This is a genomic window from Nitrospira calida, assembly GCF_976986435.1.
The window spans coordinates 646,902-665,529 of the sequence record NZ_OZ335950.1 but is presented as its reverse complement, the minus strand read 5'-3'; the positions used below and the strand labels follow the sequence as shown (position 1 = coordinate 665,529).

General features: G+C 60.2%; 23 protein-coding genes. 7 read left to right on the top strand and 16 right to left on the bottom strand.

Going from position 1 to position 18,628, the window contains the following annotated elements:
* Positions 1-99: 99 nt before the first annotated feature.
* The 7 genes from ACWHTU_RS03360 to ACWHTU_RS03330 all read left to right on the top strand — a co-directional run bounded on the left by ACWHTU_RS03360 (position 100) and on the right by ACWHTU_RS03330 (position 5,377).
* Positions 100-978 (top strand): hypothetical protein, encoded by an 879-nt coding sequence (locus tag ACWHTU_RS03360; RefSeq protein ID WP_447861641.1) that lies wholly within the window; start codon positions 100-102, stop codon positions 976-978.
* Between the two features lie 236 nt (positions 979-1,214).
* Positions 1,215-2,168: a hypothetical protein gene (locus ACWHTU_RS03355; protein ID WP_447861639.1), complete on the top strand. Its 954-nt coding sequence runs from the start codon at positions 1,215-1,217 to the stop codon at positions 2,166-2,168.
* Positions 2,165-2,884, top strand: coding sequence for a hypothetical protein (locus tag ACWHTU_RS03350; RefSeq protein WP_447861637.1), 720 nt, complete (start codon positions 2,165-2,167; stop codon positions 2,882-2,884). The genes ACWHTU_RS03355 and ACWHTU_RS03350 overlap by 4 nt, the downstream gene beginning before the upstream one ends.
* Positions 2,885-3,217: 333 nt before the next feature.
* Complete coding sequence (locus ACWHTU_RS03345; RefSeq protein ID WP_447861636.1) at positions 3,218-3,556, top strand: hypothetical protein; 339 nt, start codon at positions 3,218-3,220, stop codon at positions 3,554-3,556.
* A gap of 61 nt (positions 3,557-3,617) precedes the next feature.
* Positions 3,618-3,872 carry a hypothetical protein gene (locus ACWHTU_RS03340; protein WP_447861634.1) on the top strand — a complete coding sequence of 85 codons (255 nt, stop codon included), beginning with the start codon at positions 3,618-3,620 and terminating at the stop codon, positions 3,870-3,872.
* A 250-nt stretch (positions 3,873-4,122) separates the two neighbouring features.
* Complete coding sequence (locus tag ACWHTU_RS03335) at positions 4,123-4,437, top strand: RNA recognition motif domain-containing protein (RefSeq protein WP_447861633.1); 315 nt, start codon at positions 4,123-4,125, stop codon at positions 4,435-4,437.
* Between the two features lie 79 nt (positions 4,438-4,516).
* On the top strand, positions 4,517-5,377 hold the full coding sequence (locus tag ACWHTU_RS03330; RefSeq protein WP_447861631.1) for an acyl-CoA desaturase: 861 nt from the start codon (positions 4,517-4,519) through the stop codon (positions 5,375-5,377).
* A 520-nt stretch (positions 5,378-5,897) separates the two neighbouring features.
* Here the strand turns inward: ACWHTU_RS03330 and ACWHTU_RS03325 are convergent.
* From ACWHTU_RS03325 to ACWHTU_RS03250, 16 genes are all read right to left on the bottom strand, one after another.
* Entirely contained in the window at positions 5,898-6,479 is a 582-nt protein-coding gene (locus ACWHTU_RS03325) for a peptidylprolyl isomerase (protein ID WP_447861630.1), read from the bottom strand.
* Positions 6,480-6,529: 50 nt separating this feature from the next.
* Positions 6,530-7,252 (bottom strand): ribonuclease III, encoded by a 723-nt coding sequence (rnc, locus tag ACWHTU_RS03320; RefSeq protein WP_447861629.1) that lies wholly within the window; start codon positions 7,250-7,252, stop codon positions 6,530-6,532.
* Between the two features lie 95 nt (positions 7,253-7,347).
* Positions 7,348-8,598, bottom strand: coding sequence for a beta-ketoacyl-ACP synthase II (gene fabF, locus ACWHTU_RS03315; RefSeq protein ID WP_447861627.1), 1,251 nt, complete (start codon positions 8,596-8,598; stop codon positions 7,348-7,350).
* An 18-nt stretch (positions 8,599-8,616) separates the two neighbouring features.
* Positions 8,617-8,850 (bottom strand): acyl carrier protein, encoded by a 234-nt coding sequence (gene acpP / locus ACWHTU_RS03310; protein WP_447863302.1) that lies wholly within the window; start codon positions 8,848-8,850, stop codon positions 8,617-8,619.
* 124 nt (positions 8,851-8,974) lie between these two features.
* Positions 8,975-9,718 (bottom strand): 3-oxoacyl-[acyl-carrier-protein] reductase, encoded by a 744-nt coding sequence (gene fabG / locus ACWHTU_RS03305; protein ID WP_447861625.1) that lies wholly within the window; start codon positions 9,716-9,718, stop codon positions 8,975-8,977.
* Between the two features lie 78 nt (positions 9,719-9,796).
* Positions 9,797-10,747, bottom strand: a complete 951-nt coding sequence (gene fabD / locus ACWHTU_RS03300; RefSeq protein WP_447861624.1) for an ACP S-malonyltransferase — start codon at positions 10,745-10,747, stop codon at positions 9,797-9,799.
* Positions 10,748-10,894: 147 nt separating this feature from the next.
* Positions 10,895-11,869: a beta-ketoacyl-ACP synthase III gene (locus tag ACWHTU_RS03295; protein ID WP_447861623.1), complete on the bottom strand. Its 975-nt coding sequence runs from the start codon at positions 11,867-11,869 to the stop codon at positions 10,895-10,897.
* Positions 11,866-12,897, bottom strand: coding sequence for a phosphate acyltransferase PlsX (plsX, locus tag ACWHTU_RS03290; protein ID WP_447861621.1), 1,032 nt, complete (start codon positions 12,895-12,897; stop codon positions 11,866-11,868). The genes ACWHTU_RS03295 and plsX overlap by 4 nt, the downstream gene beginning before the upstream one ends.
* Positions 12,898-13,036: 139 nt before the next feature.
* Positions 13,037-13,222: a 50S ribosomal protein L32 gene (rpmF, locus tag ACWHTU_RS03285; RefSeq protein WP_447861619.1), complete on the bottom strand. Its 186-nt coding sequence runs from the start codon at positions 13,220-13,222 to the stop codon at positions 13,037-13,039.
* Positions 13,223-13,275: 53 nt separating this feature from the next.
* The gene (locus ACWHTU_RS03280; RefSeq protein WP_447861618.1) at positions 13,276-13,836 is read right to left on the bottom strand and encodes a YceD family protein; all 561 of its coding nucleotides are present in this window, start codon (positions 13,834-13,836) and stop codon (positions 13,276-13,278) included.
* Positions 13,837-13,927: 91 nt separating this feature from the next.
* Complete coding sequence (gene rpsR / locus ACWHTU_RS03275) at positions 13,928-14,155, bottom strand: 30S ribosomal protein S18 (RefSeq protein ID WP_447861617.1); 228 nt, start codon at positions 14,153-14,155, stop codon at positions 13,928-13,930.
* Between the two features lie 12 nt (positions 14,156-14,167).
* A complete protein-coding gene (locus ACWHTU_RS03270; protein ID WP_447861616.1) occupies positions 14,168-14,560 on the bottom strand; it encodes a single-stranded DNA-binding protein in 393 nt (130 codons plus the stop codon).
* A complete protein-coding gene (gene rpsF / locus ACWHTU_RS03265) occupies positions 14,544-14,894 on the bottom strand; it encodes a 30S ribosomal protein S6 (RefSeq protein WP_447861614.1) in 351 nt (116 codons plus the stop codon). The genes ACWHTU_RS03270 and rpsF overlap by 17 nt, the downstream gene beginning before the upstream one ends.
* A gap of 284 nt (positions 14,895-15,178) precedes the next feature.
* Positions 15,179-15,958 (bottom strand): enoyl-ACP reductase FabI, encoded by a 780-nt coding sequence (locus tag ACWHTU_RS03260; protein ID WP_447861612.1) that lies wholly within the window; start codon positions 15,956-15,958, stop codon positions 15,179-15,181.
* Positions 15,959-16,412: 454 nt separating this feature from the next.
* Complete coding sequence (locus ACWHTU_RS03255; protein ID WP_447861611.1) at positions 16,413-16,916, bottom strand: hypothetical protein; 504 nt, start codon at positions 16,914-16,916, stop codon at positions 16,413-16,415.
* Positions 16,917-17,142: 226 nt separating this feature from the next.
* Entirely contained in the window at positions 17,143-18,417 is a 1,275-nt protein-coding gene (locus ACWHTU_RS03250) for an integron integrase (RefSeq protein WP_447861609.1), read from the bottom strand.
* Between the last annotated feature and the right edge of the window lie 211 nt (positions 18,418-18,628).

The following is an 18,628-nucleotide window of genomic DNA, read 5'->3' as shown; positions in this document are numbered from 1 at the left end:
GAATCCACAGAGCTGGCTATGGCGACAGGGGACATCTCAAGATTTCTGCGCAGTTTCAGTTTGAGCATCATGCTCAGCGGTTGTGTCTCTTCTTCAGCCTTGACAACTGACTTTTCGGCCGAGCGGACGGATTTTTTAACCCGCTGTCGCGCGCCCGGTATCGTCCGGTGTTTCGGATTCGACTCCCGGGCAGAAGTCGAACCATACATTTATCCCGGCTTTGACGGAAAGATTCGTCCGGAAATCGACAAGGACGTCAAAGCGTCGGGGACCGGCTCTCTGCGCTTCACGATACCTCCAAACTCCCCGGCGGACAGTTCCGGGAGTTTTCAATTCAATTTCTCGGACGACCTGTCTGTTCAATTCGGAGAAGGACAGGAATTCTTTGTCCAATGGCGGCAGCGGTTTTCGCCGGAATTTCTCGATACGTTTTACGAGGGAGGGCTTGGCTGGAAGCAAATCGTCATCGGAGAAGGAGATCGCCCGGGGTTCTTTTCCCCGGGCTGCACGCAGGTGGAGATCGTGGTGAGCAACACCGAACAACGCGGATACCCGCAGATGTACCACAGTTGCGGCGGAAAGGACGGGCAATACGAAACGCTTGCCCTGAACCGGTATGTGCTTTATGCCGCGAACGAATGGATGACCTTCCAGGTGCACGTCAAAATCGGAACGTGGTACCAGAATGATTTCGACTACAAGAGAGACAGCACGATCCGGTTTTGGGTGACGCGCGAAGGAAAACCGCCGAAGCTCGTCGTCGATCTGAGTCCTCAGCCGGCGACCTTCTTCAGCTTGGAAATCCCATGGACGGGCAACGGATACGATCTGGCCAACACCAACCCGGAAGCCAAATACGGCAAGATCCTCCTGACGCCCTATCACACCGGCAAGTCCGAGTCACAGGCCCACCCCACCGGTTATGTGTGGTACGATGAGTTGATCGTCTCGACCCAACGGATCGCGGAACCGCTATGACAAATATGACAAACAAGCCGGACATATCGATCCTGGGCCTGCGATTCTCCGCGGCGCTTTCGCAGAGGCCACTCGCAATACCCGGCTCACTGATTGGTTCGTGTATCCCCGCGGTCAGCAACCGGGCGCCGAGTGTTCCCACAATGCACGCCCTTCATCATCGCCTTCCTTTTCTTCATCGCCCACAGGTCCGCCGATTGCGACGGTTTTGCCTGGCCCAGCTCGTTGCAGTCTCCATGGTCTTGTCTCAAATCAATTTAGCCGAAGCGCGGCAAGTGGCGGGGCTTCGGTCGCCGCATAGTTTTTTGAGCGACCCGGCTGGCAAGGAATACTTCATTTCGAACGTCAACGGCGAACCCGACGCTAGGGACAACAACGGGTTCATCACCAAGCTCGACGCCGAAGGCCAGGTTGTCGATCTGAAATTCGTCCAAGGCGGCGGCGAGGTCACTTTGCATGCGCCCAAAGGCATGGCATTGGTGAACCGTACGCTTTACGTCGCCGACTTGGATACACTCAGAGCGTTCGATCAAAAAACCGGCCGCCCGGTCCTGACGCTTCCGCTGACCGCGCCGCCCAAAGCTTCGCTGGGCAAGCCGGTTTCCCTGGTGGATGTAGCCTGGGACGGCAGAACCTTTCTTTATGTCTCCGACTCCGCCAACAATGCGATCTACCGGGTAGACGTTGGCAATCAACACGCCGTCGTCCTGCTCGTCCACGACAACCGCCTAGCCGGCCCGTCCGGCCTTGCCGTCCACCCCAAAAACGGGCACATTATTGCTGTAAGCTGGGACAAGGGGAAAATCTTGGAAATCACCCCGGAGGGCGCGTTGATCGAGTTGGTCTCGAACGGGTTTTTTACCGCCCGATTTCAGAATCTCCGCGGCGTCGATTTCGACCGATGGGGCAACATGTACGTGTCGGATCAGACCAAGGGAAAGATCTGGCGCATGACCCCGAATCACCGCTTTCATGTGATCGCGGAATACCTCCCGAGCCCAGCCGACATCGGCATCGACAGAGACAATAATCTGATTCTGGTGCCCTATCAATACGCCGACGCAGCGGAGATGAACGGATTGGAGGCGCCGACCGAAGCCAGGAGCAAAGGCCAGAAGCGCACGCTGGCCGACTACGGCTTCGTGCCGCCCCCGCCCAAGCCGCAGCCGGAGGGGGCGACGAAGAAATGAGCAAGTGCGTCCATTGCTACCGGCGGAAGGGCAAGCGATCCTGTCCGGCGCTCGGCGGCCTCCTCTGCAGCCAATGCTGCGGCGAACATCGCATCGTCCGCATCGCCTGCCCGTCCGACTGTGTCTACCTGGACACCGGCAGCGAATATCAGCAGCGCCGATTGGGGGAGCAGTTCGCGCCGGTCCGGCGCGAACTGTATCGAGAACTCAGCCAACTGGGAGGAGAAAAAGCCGCTGCGTTGTTCAACTTGATCGAGGTCGTCACGTTCAGCTATTTCCAAGGCCGACGCGACGGCCAGGACGCAGAGGTGATCGCGGCGATCCAAGCGCTCCGCCGCTCGCTTAGCCCGCTCCATGTGCCCGCCGCGCCTATGCCGGTGTTCGCCGAGCATCTCAAGAAGCAGTACGAGAACTTCGCCAAGCAGGATCCGCAGCCTGTCATCGATGCTTCGACCGCGCCGGAAGTGCTGGACTGTGTCCTGAAGTTCATTACCGGGTTCTCAGGCGGCGCGTTTCAGTCCCAGCGCTTTCTCAGCGGCCTGATCGGCTATGTCCGCACCTTCCATCCCGATATCGTCGAACACTTGGCCAAACAACAGGAGGGCGGCCGCATCGTGCTTCCCGACCAATTCAGCCCGCCCTCTGTCCAGCCGCACATCCATGCTCCGGAGTCCACCCACCGCCACGAAGGTCACCTTCCTGCTCACCGCCGTTGACGGCGCCTTGAAATCACCTTTTCGGCGTCTTTTCACTTTCGCGGAATTCCGATCGCTATTCTCTCGGAAACGTGTTAAATTAAATTTATTGTATGAGCCACGGTTACTATCTTATCCCTCGCGCGTCCGTTCTTCCTTTCTAATCCTGCGCGATTGATGTTGTAGTTTCCGCTGTTCTTACGTCCGCGTCGTCCGACAGTACAGCGCGCCGCGCCGCAGAGAGGAGTGCGTGAGGGGCGGCCCCGCGTTCACAGCGACCACATCGGACCGTCGGTGAACGGCGCGTGATCGGCGCGGCCTCGATCGCTATCACCACGTGGAGGCCTGATCATCGTGAGCGAAAGAAAACAGACGCCGGCAACGACCGCCAAGCCCTGGGTAAGAATTCCCGACGGGACCAAGGTCCGACATCGATCGGACGGGTACGAAGGATACGTCGATGGATTGACTGAGATCGTAACCGGTCCTCGTCGCAATCCTGATGGACGGACCCAGTACCGGATCAATATCGGCGAGTCGGATCGACTCCTCGTTGTCGAGGAGGATCTGCTGATCCTCACGGATAAGGAAGGCTTGGTCCTCATGGCCAAGCAGAAAGTCGAATACCGCTGTCATATCACCGAGCAACTCCACGGCGCATTCGCGAACGACAGATTCATCGCCTCGCGTTGAGCTGAACGGAGGCGGCCGCCATCGCGCAACCATCGCAACGGGTAATCGAAGGAGTGGCAACATGGTTTGGAGACGATCGCTTCAGCACAAGCGCGCGAAACCGAAACGGAAGATCAAACTGGAGCGTTTGGGGTTGGGAGCATTGGAACAGCCGGTTATTTCGATGGACGAGATCCGGCGCCAAGGGATGCTGCTGGCAGGCCGCAGTCTCGGACACAGCGTCCGGTCTCAACATCCGGTTCAAAGCGGCCCCGTAGTCCGCTCCGCCAAGGCGGCCGAAGCCGCTCGCCGGGGGCGGCGGGACGTCGCGCAATGACTCTCGTGGCTCTGTTCATATCTCAGGTTGCTTTTTGGTCTGTTACCTGTTAAGGTGCACCATGGTTTGTCGCGCAGGGCCTCGCGGTGAACCTGCTAAACGGAAGGCCCGTCACCGATGTTGTTTTGTCCGGGAATCTGATCGGAAGCCAGACCCAAGCCGCTCATTGTTCGCGTCTTCGGCCCGTTTCTTCCTATCGTTGCTTCGTTCTCGCGTCTAAGACAATATCACTCAAAAAGGAGGAACCCCCATGGGTTCGAAGTTGTATGTTGGTGGCTTGCCCTATGCGACCACCGAACCGCAGTTACACGACTTGTTCGCCCAGCACGGCACCGTTGAGTCGGCGCGTGTGATTACGGACAAGTTCACGGGACAGTCACGGGGCTTCGGCTTCGTCGAAATGTCCACTGCCGAGGAAGCCAATGCCGCGATTGCCGCGTTGAACGGCACGCAGCTCGACGGCCGCACGTTGACGGTGAACGAGGCGAAGCCCCAAGAGTCGCGTTCCGGCGGCGACCGGTTCAGCGGTGGCCGCAGCGAGCACCGCAACCGCAGCCGCTTCTAACGGCGCAGGTTCACAGTACGGTGAACAAGAGGGGCGCCTCGGTCGAGGCGCCCCTCTCCAAAAATGAAGGACCATCGTGATGACACATGCTTCCCTTGCTGCACAGCCCCTCCCCCGAGCCTGGAATTACGGAACAGCCATCCTGTTCGGCCTCGTCACCCTCGGCGCCCTGATCGGCGTCCCCGCCTTCGCGTACCTCTATGATTACTCGCGGCTGGATTGGGCCATGTTTGGTCTCCTCTATGTCTTCACCGGTTTGGGCATCACGGTCGGGTACCATCGGTTGGCAGCTCACCGCAGCTTCGACTGCCCGAATTGGGTCAAGGCGGGACTATTGATCGCCGGCGGCTGGGCGCTGGAAAATTCCGTGCTGAAGTGGGCGTCGGACCATATTCGCCACCACGCCCATTGCGACCGCGAGGCGGATCCGTACAACGCCCAGCGAGGGTTTTGGCACAGTCACTGCGGGTGGTTGTTCTTTGACGATCCCTATGCGGACGACAAGTATGCGTCTCGCTCGGGGCAGGATCGAGTGGTCATCTGGCAACACCGGTACTACGTGCCCATCGTGCTCTCCAGCATCGCCCTCACGTTCTTGGTCGGGTTTCTCTCCAACGGGTGGGTCGGCGGAATGGGGTGCTTCCTGTTAGCGGGTGTGGGGCGGACGTTCGCGGTCCTGAACTCCACGTTTTGCATCAATTCCATCTGCCATCTCTGGGGCAATCAGCCCCACGGCCAGTCCGACTCGAGCCGGGACAGTTGGTGGGTTTCGCTGCTGACCTTCGGCGAGGGCTACCACAACTACCACCACATGTATCAAAGCGACTACCGGAACGGCCCCCGCTGGTACAATTTTGACCCCTCCAAGTGGGTGATCTTCACCCTCTCCCTCCTCAGCCTAGCTACCCAGTTACGCCGGGCCTCCGCCGAAACTGAGTAAGCCGTTTCTTTCTAGAAAAGCGGCGGCCGGGAATGCGAGCCGGTACGTGACGTGAGCCGAATCGACCGGCTCTTTCCATGTCCTCCCTTCAACACTGCTCGGATAGGCGATCGGATATAAACGGCAGGGCATCACAGGTGTCCAACACCAAAGCAGCATAGCGAATCCCAATAGCACTACTCTTCTTCAGCCGAGGCTATTCTTCGTTCTCTTCAGTATTCTTTTCCACCGGAAAGTCAGAGCACCGGGGAGAGCCGACCGAACCTGCCAGGCGCGATCGCGCGGAGGCTCGGGAGCACAGGACGCGACGAACAAGGAGCGCCACGTGTGTACGCACGGCCGGGTGGTGAGGCCACAGGGTGATTTCGCGCTTGCCGAGCAGACGCGGTCCGCGAAACGGACGAAGAGCACTGCCCGAAGCGGATGACGCTGACCAGAGGGCCCCTCCTCCCGTAGCGGGGTCCCTACACCGAACGGAGTGCGAGCACGGAGGGGTTGGTCGGCGTCAGGTCCCGCGACCCTACTCTACGATCGTCACTGTCATCTCCACTCGCTCTGTCGGCAGATCGCGTGAGTCGCGGGGCAGATTCACGATCTTGTCTGCCACCCCAATCCCTTTTACGACCTCGCCGAAGACGGTGTACTTGCGATCCAAAAACCGAGAATCCTCCACCACGATGAAGAACTGCGACCCGGCACTGTCCGGATCCTGCGCCCGCGCCATCGAGACGATGCCCCGCTTGTGTGGAATGTCGTTAAATTCCGCTTTGATGGTGTAGCCGGGACCACCCATGCCGTAGGTCTCTTTCTTGGTGGAATCTTTGGTGTTCGGGTCGCCGCCCTGAATCATGAACCCCGGAATCACGCGGTGAAAGATCGTGCCGTTATAAAAGCCGGACTTGGCCAGCTTGATGAAATTCTCCACGTGTTTGGGCGCGACGTCGGGAAAGAACTTGATCTCCATCTCGCCGTACTTCGTCTTGATGATCGCCCGCGGCTCTTTGCCGCCCGACGCCTGATCGGCTGCCGGCGCAGCCGGCGACCCACCCAACAGCATTGCGATACTCAAACCGGCTATTGCTGCACGAATCATCCTCACCATTCGCCGCCCCCTTTCTGTCTCGTTCGCAACCGCCCTCCACTGACGGTGCATCAGGCCCCGACTTGTTCGAGCGCCTGCTTGGCTGCCATCTGTTCCGCTTCTTTCTTGCTGTGTCCCCGTCCCACACCGACCACATCCCCCCGAATCGTCAACTCTACTTCGAAAATCTTCCGATGGTCGGGCCCGGATTCGCGCACCGTCGCGTACTGCGGCAACGTCTCGAATCGTTTTTGACACCATTCCTGCAGCAGGGTCTTGTAATCGTCCATCTCCGGTCTGGTTTTCTGGGTCGCCACTCCCCTCAATTCCGGCGCCAGCACACGGAGAGTGAATTCCCGGCTGGCTTCCAAGCCCCCGTCCAGATACACGGCGGCGATCAGGGCCTCCAGCGCATCGGCGAGCAGCGAATTCTTTTCACGCCCCTTGGTCAGTTCTTCTCCTCGCCCGAGTCGCAACAGGTTACCTAGATTGAGACGGCGTGCCGCCTTGGCCAGCGACGCTTCGCTGACCAGCCGCGCTTTGAGTTTCGAGAGGGCGCCCTCCGACAGCTCTGGAAATGAGGAGGCCAGATGGTCGCTGACGATGAGCGCCAGCACGGCGTCGCCCAGAAACTCCAACCGCTCGTTGTGCTTGCCCTCTTTGCCTCTGCGCTCGTTGACGTGGGACTTATGCGTAAGGGCTTGATCGAGCAGCCCGGGTTGGCGGAACCGATAACCTAAGGTCGTCTGGATGACCTCGATGTCTGTCACTGTGTCGGTTTTGGAACGCGCCATCCGCGCGACACGGTGCGACATGGAGTTACAGGAATTCACGCCGGTGACTCGGAGAGGCGCGGCTGAACCGCGGCCAGTCCCTGTTCAGCAACCGGCTATGTCTCGAAACGTTTGAACAACAGACAGGCGTTCACACCCCCGAATCCGAACGAGTTCGAGAGCACGACGTTGGGCGAGGCCTGACGAGCCTGATTGGGCACGTAGTCCAGATCGCATTCAGGATCGGGATGCTCCAGGTTGATGGTCGGCGGCAGCAGCCCACGATGGAGCGCGAGCACGCTGAAGACAGCTTCCACGCCGCCGGCAGCGCCCAGCAGGTGTCCCGTCATCGACTTCGTGGAACTGACCGGAATACGATAAGCCCGTTCACCAAACACCTGTTTGATGGCCCGCGTTTCGATCTTGTCAGCGAACGTCGATGTGCCGTGCGCGTTAATGTAACCGACCTCGTCCTTGGCCACCCCCGCATCCTTAATGGCCAGTTCCATGCACCGCACTGCTCCTTCTCCTTCGTCGGGCGGCGCGGTGATATGGTAGGCGTCGCTGTTCATGGCGTAGCCGACCACTTCGGCATAGATACGCGCGCCGCGCCGGCGAGCCCGCTCCAACTCTTCCAACACCACCACCCCCGCGCCTTCGCTGAGCACAAAGCCGTCCCGATCCCGATCAAAGGGGCGGCTGGCCCGCGGGGGGTCGTCGTTCCGCGTGGATAATGCCCGGGCTGCGGCGAACCCCGCCACGGCGGTGGGCACAATGCAGGACTCGGTGCCTCCGGCCAGCATGACATCCGCTTCGCCCCGCTGAATAATCCGGAAGGCGTCGCCGATGCAGTGGTTTCCGGTCGCGCACGCGGTCACCGCGCAGGAGTTGGGCCCCTTGGCGCCTAACCTGATGGCCACCTGACCCGACGCCAGGTTGATAATGACCATAGGGATAAAGAAGGGCGACACCCGATCCGGACCTTTCTCCAACAGGACCCTATGATAATGCTCGATCGCCGGAAGCCCGCCGATGCCGGCACCGATGTAGACCCCAACGCGATCCGCTTCCTCCGGCGCGATCTTCAGCCCCGCATCATCCACCGCCATCTGGCTCGCGCCAACAGCGTAGTGGATGAAGGTGTCCATCTTCTTGATTTCTTTTTTCTCGATGAAATGGGCGGGGTTGAAGTCCTTGACTTCCCCCGCGATCTGGACGGGATAGCCGGCAGGATCAAAACGGGTGATGCGACCGATACCGGATTGCCCGGCACACAGCGCTTTCCACGTCTTTTCGACGCCTGTTCCGAGCGGCGTGACCAGGCCCAACCCTGTCACCGCGACCCGTCGTGTCACCCGCTCGCTCATCCGTGGCCTGACCCCGTCTTACACCTTTTCCTTAATATACTCCAACGCCTTGCCGACGGTGAGGATCTTCTCAGCATCCTCATCCGGGATTTCGATCTCGAACTCCTCTTCGAGCGCCATCACCAGCTCGACCGTATCCAGGGAGTCTGCACCAAGATCTTCGACAAAGTGCGCTTCGGGAGTGACTTCGTCTTCCTCAACCCCGAGTTGTTCGGCGATGATTTTCTTCACGCGTTCTTCAACGGTCGCCATCGATTCGCCCACCTCCTTCCCCATCTTCTCTTTCCTTCCTGCATGCCTGGAGCCGGGCTCCGGGCCGCCAGACTTCACAACTTCCAGTTCCGCGTTTTCAACGCAGCGCTCGCGCGGCGGCGCGTTATGCCATCAACATCCCGCCATTGACATGCAGGACATGGCCAGTAATGTACGCGGCCTCCTCCGAAACCAGAAACCGGACCGCGGCGGCGATATCCTCTGGCCGACCCAGTCGGCCCAGCGGAATCTGCTTCTGCAAGGTCTCCTTGACGTCCGCCGGCAATCCCTGGGTCATCGCCGTATCGATGAACCCGGGCGCCACGGCGTTGACGGTCACGTTCCGACTGGCATATTCCCGCGCCACGGTTTTTGTGAATCCGATCACCGCAGCTTTGGACGCGGCATAGTTGGCTTGACCGACGTTGCCCATCACGCCGACGATCGAGGCAATGTTGACGATCCGGCCGTAGCGCTGCTTGGTCATTGGCTGGAGCACCGCTTTCGTGCAGTGGAAGGTGCCGTTCAGGTTAACTTGCAGTACGAGATTCCAGTCTTCCTCTTTCATGCGCAGCAACAGAGCGTCACGGGTGATGCCGGCGTTGTTGACGAGGACATCGACCTTGCCCCATGCCTTCAGCACCTGGTCGACCATCGCCTTCACCTCGTTGAAGTCCGCGACGTTGACCTTGACGTTCAACGCCCGCCGGCCGAGTTTTTCGACGGAAGCGACTGTCTCTTGCGACCGACCCGGATCAAGATCGGCCACCACAACATCAGCGCCGTCGCGCGCCAACTCCTCCGCAACGGCTCGTCCGATCCCCTGCGCAGCGCCGGTGACGATCGCCACTTTACCTGCTAACGACATTGGTCAGTCCCTCATCATGCATGACGCGAGATCCGTGAGGCGCAAGGGATCCTTTGTCTCTTTGACTCATACCACGTGTTACGCGTCACGTTTCACATGTAACGCGGTCAGGGTCGCGTCCAGCGACTTCGGATCATTGACGTTCAGCGTCATAGCGTTGGGTAGGATGCGCTTGATCAATCCGGTCAGGACCGTGCCCGGTCCCACCTCGACAAACGTCGTGACGCCCAGTCCCGCCATGGTCTTGATCGAATCTTCCCACAGCACCGAAGAGGGCAACTGGCGTACCAACGACGCCTGCACTTCGCTTGCCTGCCTGATCGGTTTGGCATCGGCGTTGTTGACCAGCGGCACCGTCAGATCCGACCAGGTCGCTCGCGTCACGTCTCGCGCCAGCCGGTCCGCCGCGGGTTGCATGAGCGGTGTGTGGACCGGCACGCTGACCGGCAACGGGACCGCTCTACGGCTCCCTTTGGTTTTCGCCAGTTCGATCGCCCGTTCGACCGCAGTTTTTTCTCCCGCGATCACCACTTGCCCGGGACAGTTGAAATTCGCCGCCGCGACAACCCCGACCGACGAAACTTCCCGACAAATCTCTCTGACTATCTCACCCGTCAAACCGAGAATCGCGGCGACCAATCCGCTTCCCGACGGCACAGCCTCGGCCATGTACCGCCCACGCTTCTGGACAAGCAACACGGCGTCGCGAAACGCCAACCCTCCGGCGGCGACGACCGCCGAATATTCGCCGAGACTATGACCGGCAACGGCCAGGGGCTTCACGCCGGCCTGTTCTAACAGGCGCAAGGCGGCGATGCTGCTGGTGAGCAGCGCCGGCTGGGTGTACTCCGTCAGGTTCAGCCGATCGGCCGGTCCCTCGAAACAGAGTGCGGCCACATCGTACCCGAGGACGGATGACGCCTCTTCGTAGATCGTTCGGACTGCGGGAAACGCCTCGTACAGCGCTCGTCCCATCCCGACCGACTGCGAGCCTTGGCCGGGAAACACCAGCCCGATTCCGGACGCCATAGCGCGCTATGATATGGTAAAAATTCGATTCAATGTCAACGAGAAAAACATTCCACACACGCGTCTGGTCTTCAGCCGTCGGCGCTCTCTCTGAAAGACACGTTGTGGAGCGGTAAACCGATCTGTGACCACCGACGGCTTCGTCGTTCACCAGCGAATCATCGTCGAAGCCCAGGTCAGGCCAGCGCCGAAGGCACCAATCATGACCAGGTGTCCTTCCCGCAACCGTCCTTCGCGCACCGCTTCATCGAGCGCAATCGGAATCGACGCCGCGGACGTGTTCCCATACCGGTCCATGTTCAGAAACACTTTTTCGAGCGGCAGCCCTAGCCGTTCCGCGACGGCCTTGATGATCCGCACGTTGGCTTGATGCGGGACGTAGAGATCCACATCTTCGATGGACAGATGGTTGTGGGCCAAGGTCTCCCGCGCAATTTCTTCCAAGGTGCGGACCGCCACCTTGAACGTCTCGTTGCCTTTCATTTTGATGTACTGCAGCCGCTCGTTTAGCATCTTCTCCGACGGAGGATGGCGCGACCCGCCGCCCGGCACCACAATCAGATCGCACAGGCTGCCGTCCGATCGCAGATGGGACGAGAGAACCCCGCGCTCGCCTTCGCCGGCGCTGAGCACCACCGCTCCGGCTCCGTCGCCGAATAGGACGCAGGTATTGCGATCCGTCCAGTCGGTGATGACCGACATCACCTCGGACCCGATCACCAACACATGCCGCAAGCCGGTCTTGATGTACGCGTCGGCGACGGCCAAGGCGTAGACGAACCCGCAACAGGCCGCGGAGATGTCGCATGCCGCCGCACGCGTCGCACCGAGTCGGTGTTGGATGAGACAGGCGGTGGAGGGCAGCGGCATATCCCCGGTACAGGTCGCAACCAGGATGAGGTCCAGATCGGCGGGCGACAATCCGGCGGTCTTCAGCGCCCGCTCTCCAGCCTGGACGCCCAGATCCGAGCAGGCTTCCCCTTCGGCGACGACACGCCGCTCGCGGATGCCCGTTCTCTCGACGATCCACTGATCCGACGTGGCGACCATCCGCTCGAGATCGGCATTGGTCACGACGCGTTCGGGCACATACGACCCTGTCCCGGTGATCCTAGCCCTCATGCCGGAACGCCTTCCTGCCCCGACTGTCGGGGCGAGGCCAGACTCTCCTCGATGTCTCGCCGGATCAATTCGTTCAGCCGGCTCTCGACCATCGCCTTGGCCCGCTTGATGGCATTCTTGATCGCCTTGGCCGACGAACGTCCGTGACAGATCATGCACACGCCGTTCACGCCCAAAAGCGGCGCACCGCCGAATTCCGCGTAATCGATCCGACGGCGCAGGCGCAGCAGCGGTCCGGCCACTAGCGGATAGGCAAGCCGGCCTAGGAAGGAGCCGGCCAGCTCTTTCATGAGCAGCTTTTTGATCGTATCGGCCACGCCCTCGGAAATTTTCAACGCCACGTTGCCGATGAAACCGTCGCAGACGATCACATCCGCCGAGCCGCTGTAGACGTCGCGGCCTTCGACGTTGCCGATGAAGTTAATCGGGAGGGCCTTGAGCAGCTTGAAGGCTTCTTTGGTGACCTCGTTGCCTTTCGTGTCTTCCTCGCCGATGCTCAGCAACCCGACGCGGGGATTGGGTTTGCCGTAGAGGTGCTTGGCGTACTCATTCCCCATTAACGCGAACTGCTCCAGATGGCGCGATGTGCAATCGACGTTCGCGCCCACATCCAGCATCACCGCGGTGCCGGTAAGCGTCGGCAGCGTCGTGGCGATGGCGGGCCGTTCCACGCCTTTGATCACCTCCAGCACGAAAAATGCGGCGACCATGCTGGCGCCGGTATTGCCCGCGCTGATAACGGCGCTCGCTTCTCCAGATTTCACCAACTCTGTTGCGATCCAGATGGAGGAATCACGCTTTTTTCGAGCGACGGCCGCCGGCGACTCGTGCATCTCCACAACCTGCGGCGCATGCCGGATAGTCAGACGCGGATCTGTATAGTTCGCCCGCCGGAGTTGTTCCTTAAGAGACCCTTCCTCCCCGACCAGGACGACTTCGACGTCCAGCTCGCGAACGGCTTGATACGCGCCCTCCAGAATGGGTGGCGGCCCGTAATCTCCGCCCATCGCATCGACGGCAATTCGCACGCGTTGTTGCTGGATACCCACCGGTGTTGACGATCGACCGGAACGCGGACCCGCGGTTCACCGCGAACAGGGTCAGGCAGCCGCCCACTGACCCGCGGCGCCCGCGCATTCGGACCTGGTTGAGCCGGCCTCCCGCGCGTTACGCCTCTTCGACAGCAATGACCGCCTTTCCCTTATAGGTGCCGCAATTCAGGCAAGTGTAATGCGGAAGCTTGAGCTCATGACACTGTGGACATACGGAGAAGCCCGGCGGAATGATCTTTGACTTGCTGGTGCGCCTCCGATCGCGGCGGGCTCTGGAGAGCTTGTGTTTTGGATTCGGCATGGTGACTCCTTCCCAGTTCGATCTGTCTTCGCATTGGGAGCGACTCCCATTAGCTAGTCCATCCCGGAGTCCCTGAATCGTTGCAGCACCCGAAACGGCGAATAGGCCGGTTCCTGTGGACAGCCGCATTGACCGACGTTGAAATCCTGCCCGCAGACGCCACAGAGCCCCTGGCAGTCTTCCCGACACAACGGCTGCATCGGCTCGGCCAGGATGACCTGTTCCCGGAGCATCGGGGCTAGATCGATTTCATCCGCGCTATACAGGTACGGTTCATCTTCTTCGTCGGCGCCGAACGCAGCCACCCGTCCATGAGGCAACACGTCCGCGGCTCCACGCAAGGCCCCCTCGCGGACATATTCCGCCTCCACGGAAACCGAAAGCGGATCGGCGAAGTCCTTCAAGCAGCGCACGCACTGGCGAAGGATCAAGCCCTCCAACAAGCCGCTGGCTCGGATGCAGTTGCCGAGCTTGACCAACTCCAGAACCACGGCGAGTGAGCCCTGAACGAGGGCATCCCCTGCGCTCAAACCCAGTTCTTCCGCCGTGACATCGCCTCGTAGAACCAGTCCTTGCCGGGGAATATCGGACACCCGAGGGGTCAAAAGGTTCATCGCCGTCACCATGTCTGAGCCTTGCTTCTCCTATATCGTCAGACCGCCGCGATGTCAAACCGGTCGGCTCATGGCGCAGGCGGTGCCGCCGTCAGCGCTCCTCCGCGAAACTCACCAAGGCGATATGCCGGGCGCGCTTAATAGCAATCGTCAGCTCGCGCTGATGCCGCATGCAATTGCCCGAAATCCGACGGGGCACGATCCGACCCCGCTCGGTCAAGAAATTCTTCAATAGTCCAACGTCCTTGAAATCGATCACCGCCTTGTCCACACAGAACCGGCAAGGCCGCCGCCGCTGAAACAATCGTCCTCGTTCCATGAACCGCCTCCGTTATGGCTGCTCTTCGTATTCGTAGTTCGTATCGTCCGGCATCGGCACCTCGCCGCCGGCCTCAGGCCGCTTGGGCAGGAACGTCACGGTCTGGGCGACGACTTCGTGCTTGCTGCGCTTCTGCCCATCCTCGGTCTCCCAGCGGCGCTGCTGCAGCCGACCGTCCACGATGACGCCGTTTCCCTTGCTGAGATACTGGCCGCAGTGCTCGGCCTGCTTGCCGAAGACGACGATATCGATGAAGCAGACCTCCTCTTTCAGTTCCTCCCCCTGCTTATACCGTCGGCTCACCGCCAAGCCGAAACTCGCCACCGGCGTCCCGCTCGGCGTATAGCGAAGCTCCGGATTGCGGGTGAGGTTGCCAATAAGGATGACTTTATTGAACCCGGCCACTGTCCGACTCCTGAGCGTCGCCCGCCTGTTTCTTGAGAACCGGCTCCTTGTGCAGTCGGACCGTCAAGAACTTGATGACCGCATCTTCCAGCCGGTACGACCGCTCAAGCTCACTGACGACCGTGCCCGGCCCTTTGAAATAGAAATAGACGTACGTGCCTTTCCGCTCGCGTTCCACCTCATACGCCAGTTTCTTACGGCCCCAATTCTCCGCCTTGACCAGCGTGGCGCCGTTCTTCTCCAGGACGCTCTTCATCTTATGAATGATCGCCCCGGTGTCCTCATCGGAGAGCGACGGGCGGACGATAAAGATAGACTCGTAGAGCTGCTGCATGCAGACAACCTCCTGGACAAAAGGCCCCCAAACGCAGTTGGGAGCGAGGGATATGGGCGTCGTCGAATCAGAGGCAACCAGCGGTGGAAGCTATCACAGCGCCAAACCCACTGTCAAATGTAACAAAGGCGGGAATCCTGTGGAACATTCAGCCCGGTCCACTGAGCCTTCGGCTCACCCTGCAGCACGAAAAAAGTCAATAGCTCGCAGCGAATAGCCTACAGCGATGGGCTCTCCGCTGCCATCCACTCACCTCTTTTTTAGATTTTTTAGATAGTAACTGGCTATTCCAGCGCAGCCAGCGACCCGAGAATGTGATACCCCCCATCGACATAGATGATTTCTCCTGTGATGCCGCGGGACAGCGGGCTGACGAGGAACAGCGCCGTGTCGCCCACCTCCGCCTGCTCGGTCGCCCGGCGCAACGGCGCCACCTCCCGATGGTGATCGACCATCTTGCTGATCCCGGAGACGCCCCGCGCGGCCAAGGTCTTGATGGGGCCGGCTGAAATCGCGTTCACACGGATATTCTTGGGGCCCAGGTCATGCGCCAGATAGCGCACGCTCGCTTCGAGGGCCGCTTTGGCCACCCCCATGACGTTGTAATGCGGGACGACCCGCTCGCTGCCAAGATAGGTCAGCGTGACCACCGACCCGCCGTCGGTCATCAGCGGGACTGCCGCCCGTGTGAGGGCCACGAGCGAATAGGCGCTGACATCCAGCGCCGTGGCGAAGCCCTGACGGGTCGTGTTGAGGAACTGACCGGCGAGTTCTTCGCGCGGCGCAAAGGCGACCGAGTGCACGAGGAAATCGAGCCGGCCCAACTCCTGCGCGGCATGCTTCATCAACGCATCGATCTGGGTGTCGTCCGCCACATCGCACGGAAATGCCTTCGCCCCTGGCATGGTGTTGACCAGTTCCACCACATTCTCCCGCAGCCGTTCGTTCTGGTAGTTGAACAGCAGTTGCGCCCCCGCCTGGGCCGCCGCCTGCGCGATCGCCCACGCGATGCTGTGCTTGTTCGCCACCCCGACGATGAGGCCCTTTTTGTCTTTCAGCAACATCGTGTCCGAGTCTCCCGGCTGTATCGTGAAAACCCGTCGCTCGTGAAGCGTATCTCGTAGGCACAGAAGAGACCCCGCGACGCTTCGCGTCCAGACTGGACGCACAACATAGCACGATTCGACTTCAGAGGGAATCGAGTTTTGGTGCGGTGTTTCGGAGGACCGGCAAGCTGCACCCGCGGCCTCCTCACCTTGGAGAGTCAGCCTTGCTGGATGTCCTGAAGAAATCCTTAACTCATGCTCGTTCCCATTCTATAGCATGGCCCCATTCCGCTCACCGCGGATAACAATGACTCCCGACCCCTTTTTATTGACCTTCGACCCCTTTTTATTGACCTTCCCAAGGTGCGGCTGCTTCCACGGTAACTCTCGTCTGGCTAACGCCCACGTTGACCGGCCGCGGCGAGCGAATGCGAGCCAGTGGTCCGGTCGAACGTGTTGTTAGCCGTCAGCTTCAACCGCTCGTCCATCTTACTTCGCCCAACGAAGAACCAGTCGACTCGGGGCTAATACGGATCACCAAGAATACGTGTGACGGATCCGCGACTCGTCGAAGCAATCGATCACCCACTACCGTGATGCCACTAATGAGGTTATCGTCCTCGAGCAGACAGTAGAACGGTGTCTCGCCATCTTTTGGGGCGTCGCCAGGCGGGATCTCCTCCTTGACCTTCGGCATGCGGAGAGCATCGAGAAGGGTCTTTACCCGATTGTCCAGGTCGCCGCCCTGCGTGACGACTCGCCCGGGCTCCTCGGGGCTGAGGAGGATTATCTCGAGACGAGCAACGTGAGACAACTTCTCCGAGATCAGAGGGACGAAAGTGAAGCCGCCAATTTCAACGATGAGAGCTCTCTGGTGCTTCGCGTCGACGAGCCGCTTGAAAGGCTGCATCGGTGGCCGCGTGAGCAGTTCTTTGAGCTGCCCGTGAAATTCGCGCCGCAAGACCTGTTTCTCCACGGGGCCACGGTTGGTCTTCAGCGGACCCTCGTATAGGAGTCGGAACTCTATGTCTCCTCTCGATCCCCTGGCATCAGCTCGTGACGGCTAACTATTGAGTATACTGATCGGCATAGGACGCCTGGAAGGACTGCAAGCTGACGCGCGATTCTTATGCATGTTCAATCACTTGTCAACCCTTTCCACAGCGCGGGATCGGCGTGCTATACAGACCGGCATCATTTCATTATAGCTGCGAAGGACTCAACCGTTCTCCCAGCGCATCAGCTGGGCTCCGCACCCCTTTTCCGCCTCGATTCAACACGTGGGGGTAAATCATGGTCGTTCGCACATCGGTGTGCCCCAAGAGCTCTTGAACCGTGCGGATGTCGTAGCCGTCTTCAAGCAGGTGCGTGGCAAACGAATACCGCAGCGTATGACCACTCGCCGGTTTGGCAATCCCCGCCTTGAGCCGCGCCTCTTTTATGGCTTTCTGCCTCACTGATCCGTGAAGGTGGTGATGGCGGCGTTCTCCCGTAATCCGATCGCTGTAATGACTCGACGCCGGGAACACCCATTGCCAGCCCCACTCCTTGCCCGCGTTGGGGTACTTGCGCTCCAGCGCGAATGGTAGGGCCACCCGGCCAAACCCTTGTCGGAGATCTTCCTCGTGCTGGGACCTCACGCGTTGGAGATGGTGCACAAGGGGCTGTCGGGCGGCAGTTGGAAGGATCGTATACCGGTCCTTGTCGCCTTTGCCGCCGCGAACGAGGAGTTGGTTGTGGGCTAGATCGAGGTCCTTGACGCGCAGGCGGCAGCATTCCATGGGACGGAACCCGCCTCCATCCATCAACATCGCCATCAGCCGGGGTGTGTTGCTGAGGCACCCCAGCAGTCGGCTGACTGTTTCCTTTGTCAGGACGACAGGCAGTCGTTTCGCTCGCTTGGCTCGAACGACGCCCTCAATGAGGCCGATCTTCTTCTCCAGAACGTCATGATCCAGAAGCAGGAGCGCGTTGAGCGGTTGGTTTTGCGTCGAGGCACTCACATGGGATGCTGTGGCCACGCTCGATAAGAACCGACCACTGTCTGGTTCGCCCATGTCGGCCACGGGCCTCAGGTGATGAAAGCTCATGATGCGCTTGATCCAGTGGCAGTACGCTTGCTCGGTGTGGCGGCTGAGATGTCGGGTGCGAGCGGCCAGACGTACCTGTTCGAGAAGTGGATGGTCTCCCGGAACAGTGAGACGGTCCACGGGAACACCGTGCGTGCTGCTCGCGGGACGGAGAGGCGGGTCCACTTCAACCGGCTCTCCAGCGAAGAGTGTCAACAACTGGCGGAGCGTGCCGTCGGTGTCGGGCACCGTCCAATACTTCTCCTTGGGATGCCACCAGCGACCGGCCACCGTCTTGATCTTTGCCACACGCTCGGGCGGGTACGGCACGAGTACGATGAGACGCCCTGCGTGCCCTCGTTTGATCTGGATCGGAGCCACTGGCGTTCCCACTCCTTGGCCATCCACGGTGAGCATCCTTGCCTGTTCAGTGCTCGCCGCCCGCGACCAGTCTGAACATTGAGACCATCACACACCTTGGTGTCCGGGCGCCTAACAAGGGCTGGATCTCCAGATGCCCTGAAACATCCCAGCGTGCGGGCTGAGTTCCTTTCATGTGAGCAAAGCAAACCGAATGCCACCGATGGAGATTGCTTCCCACGGACAGACAGGATCTGTG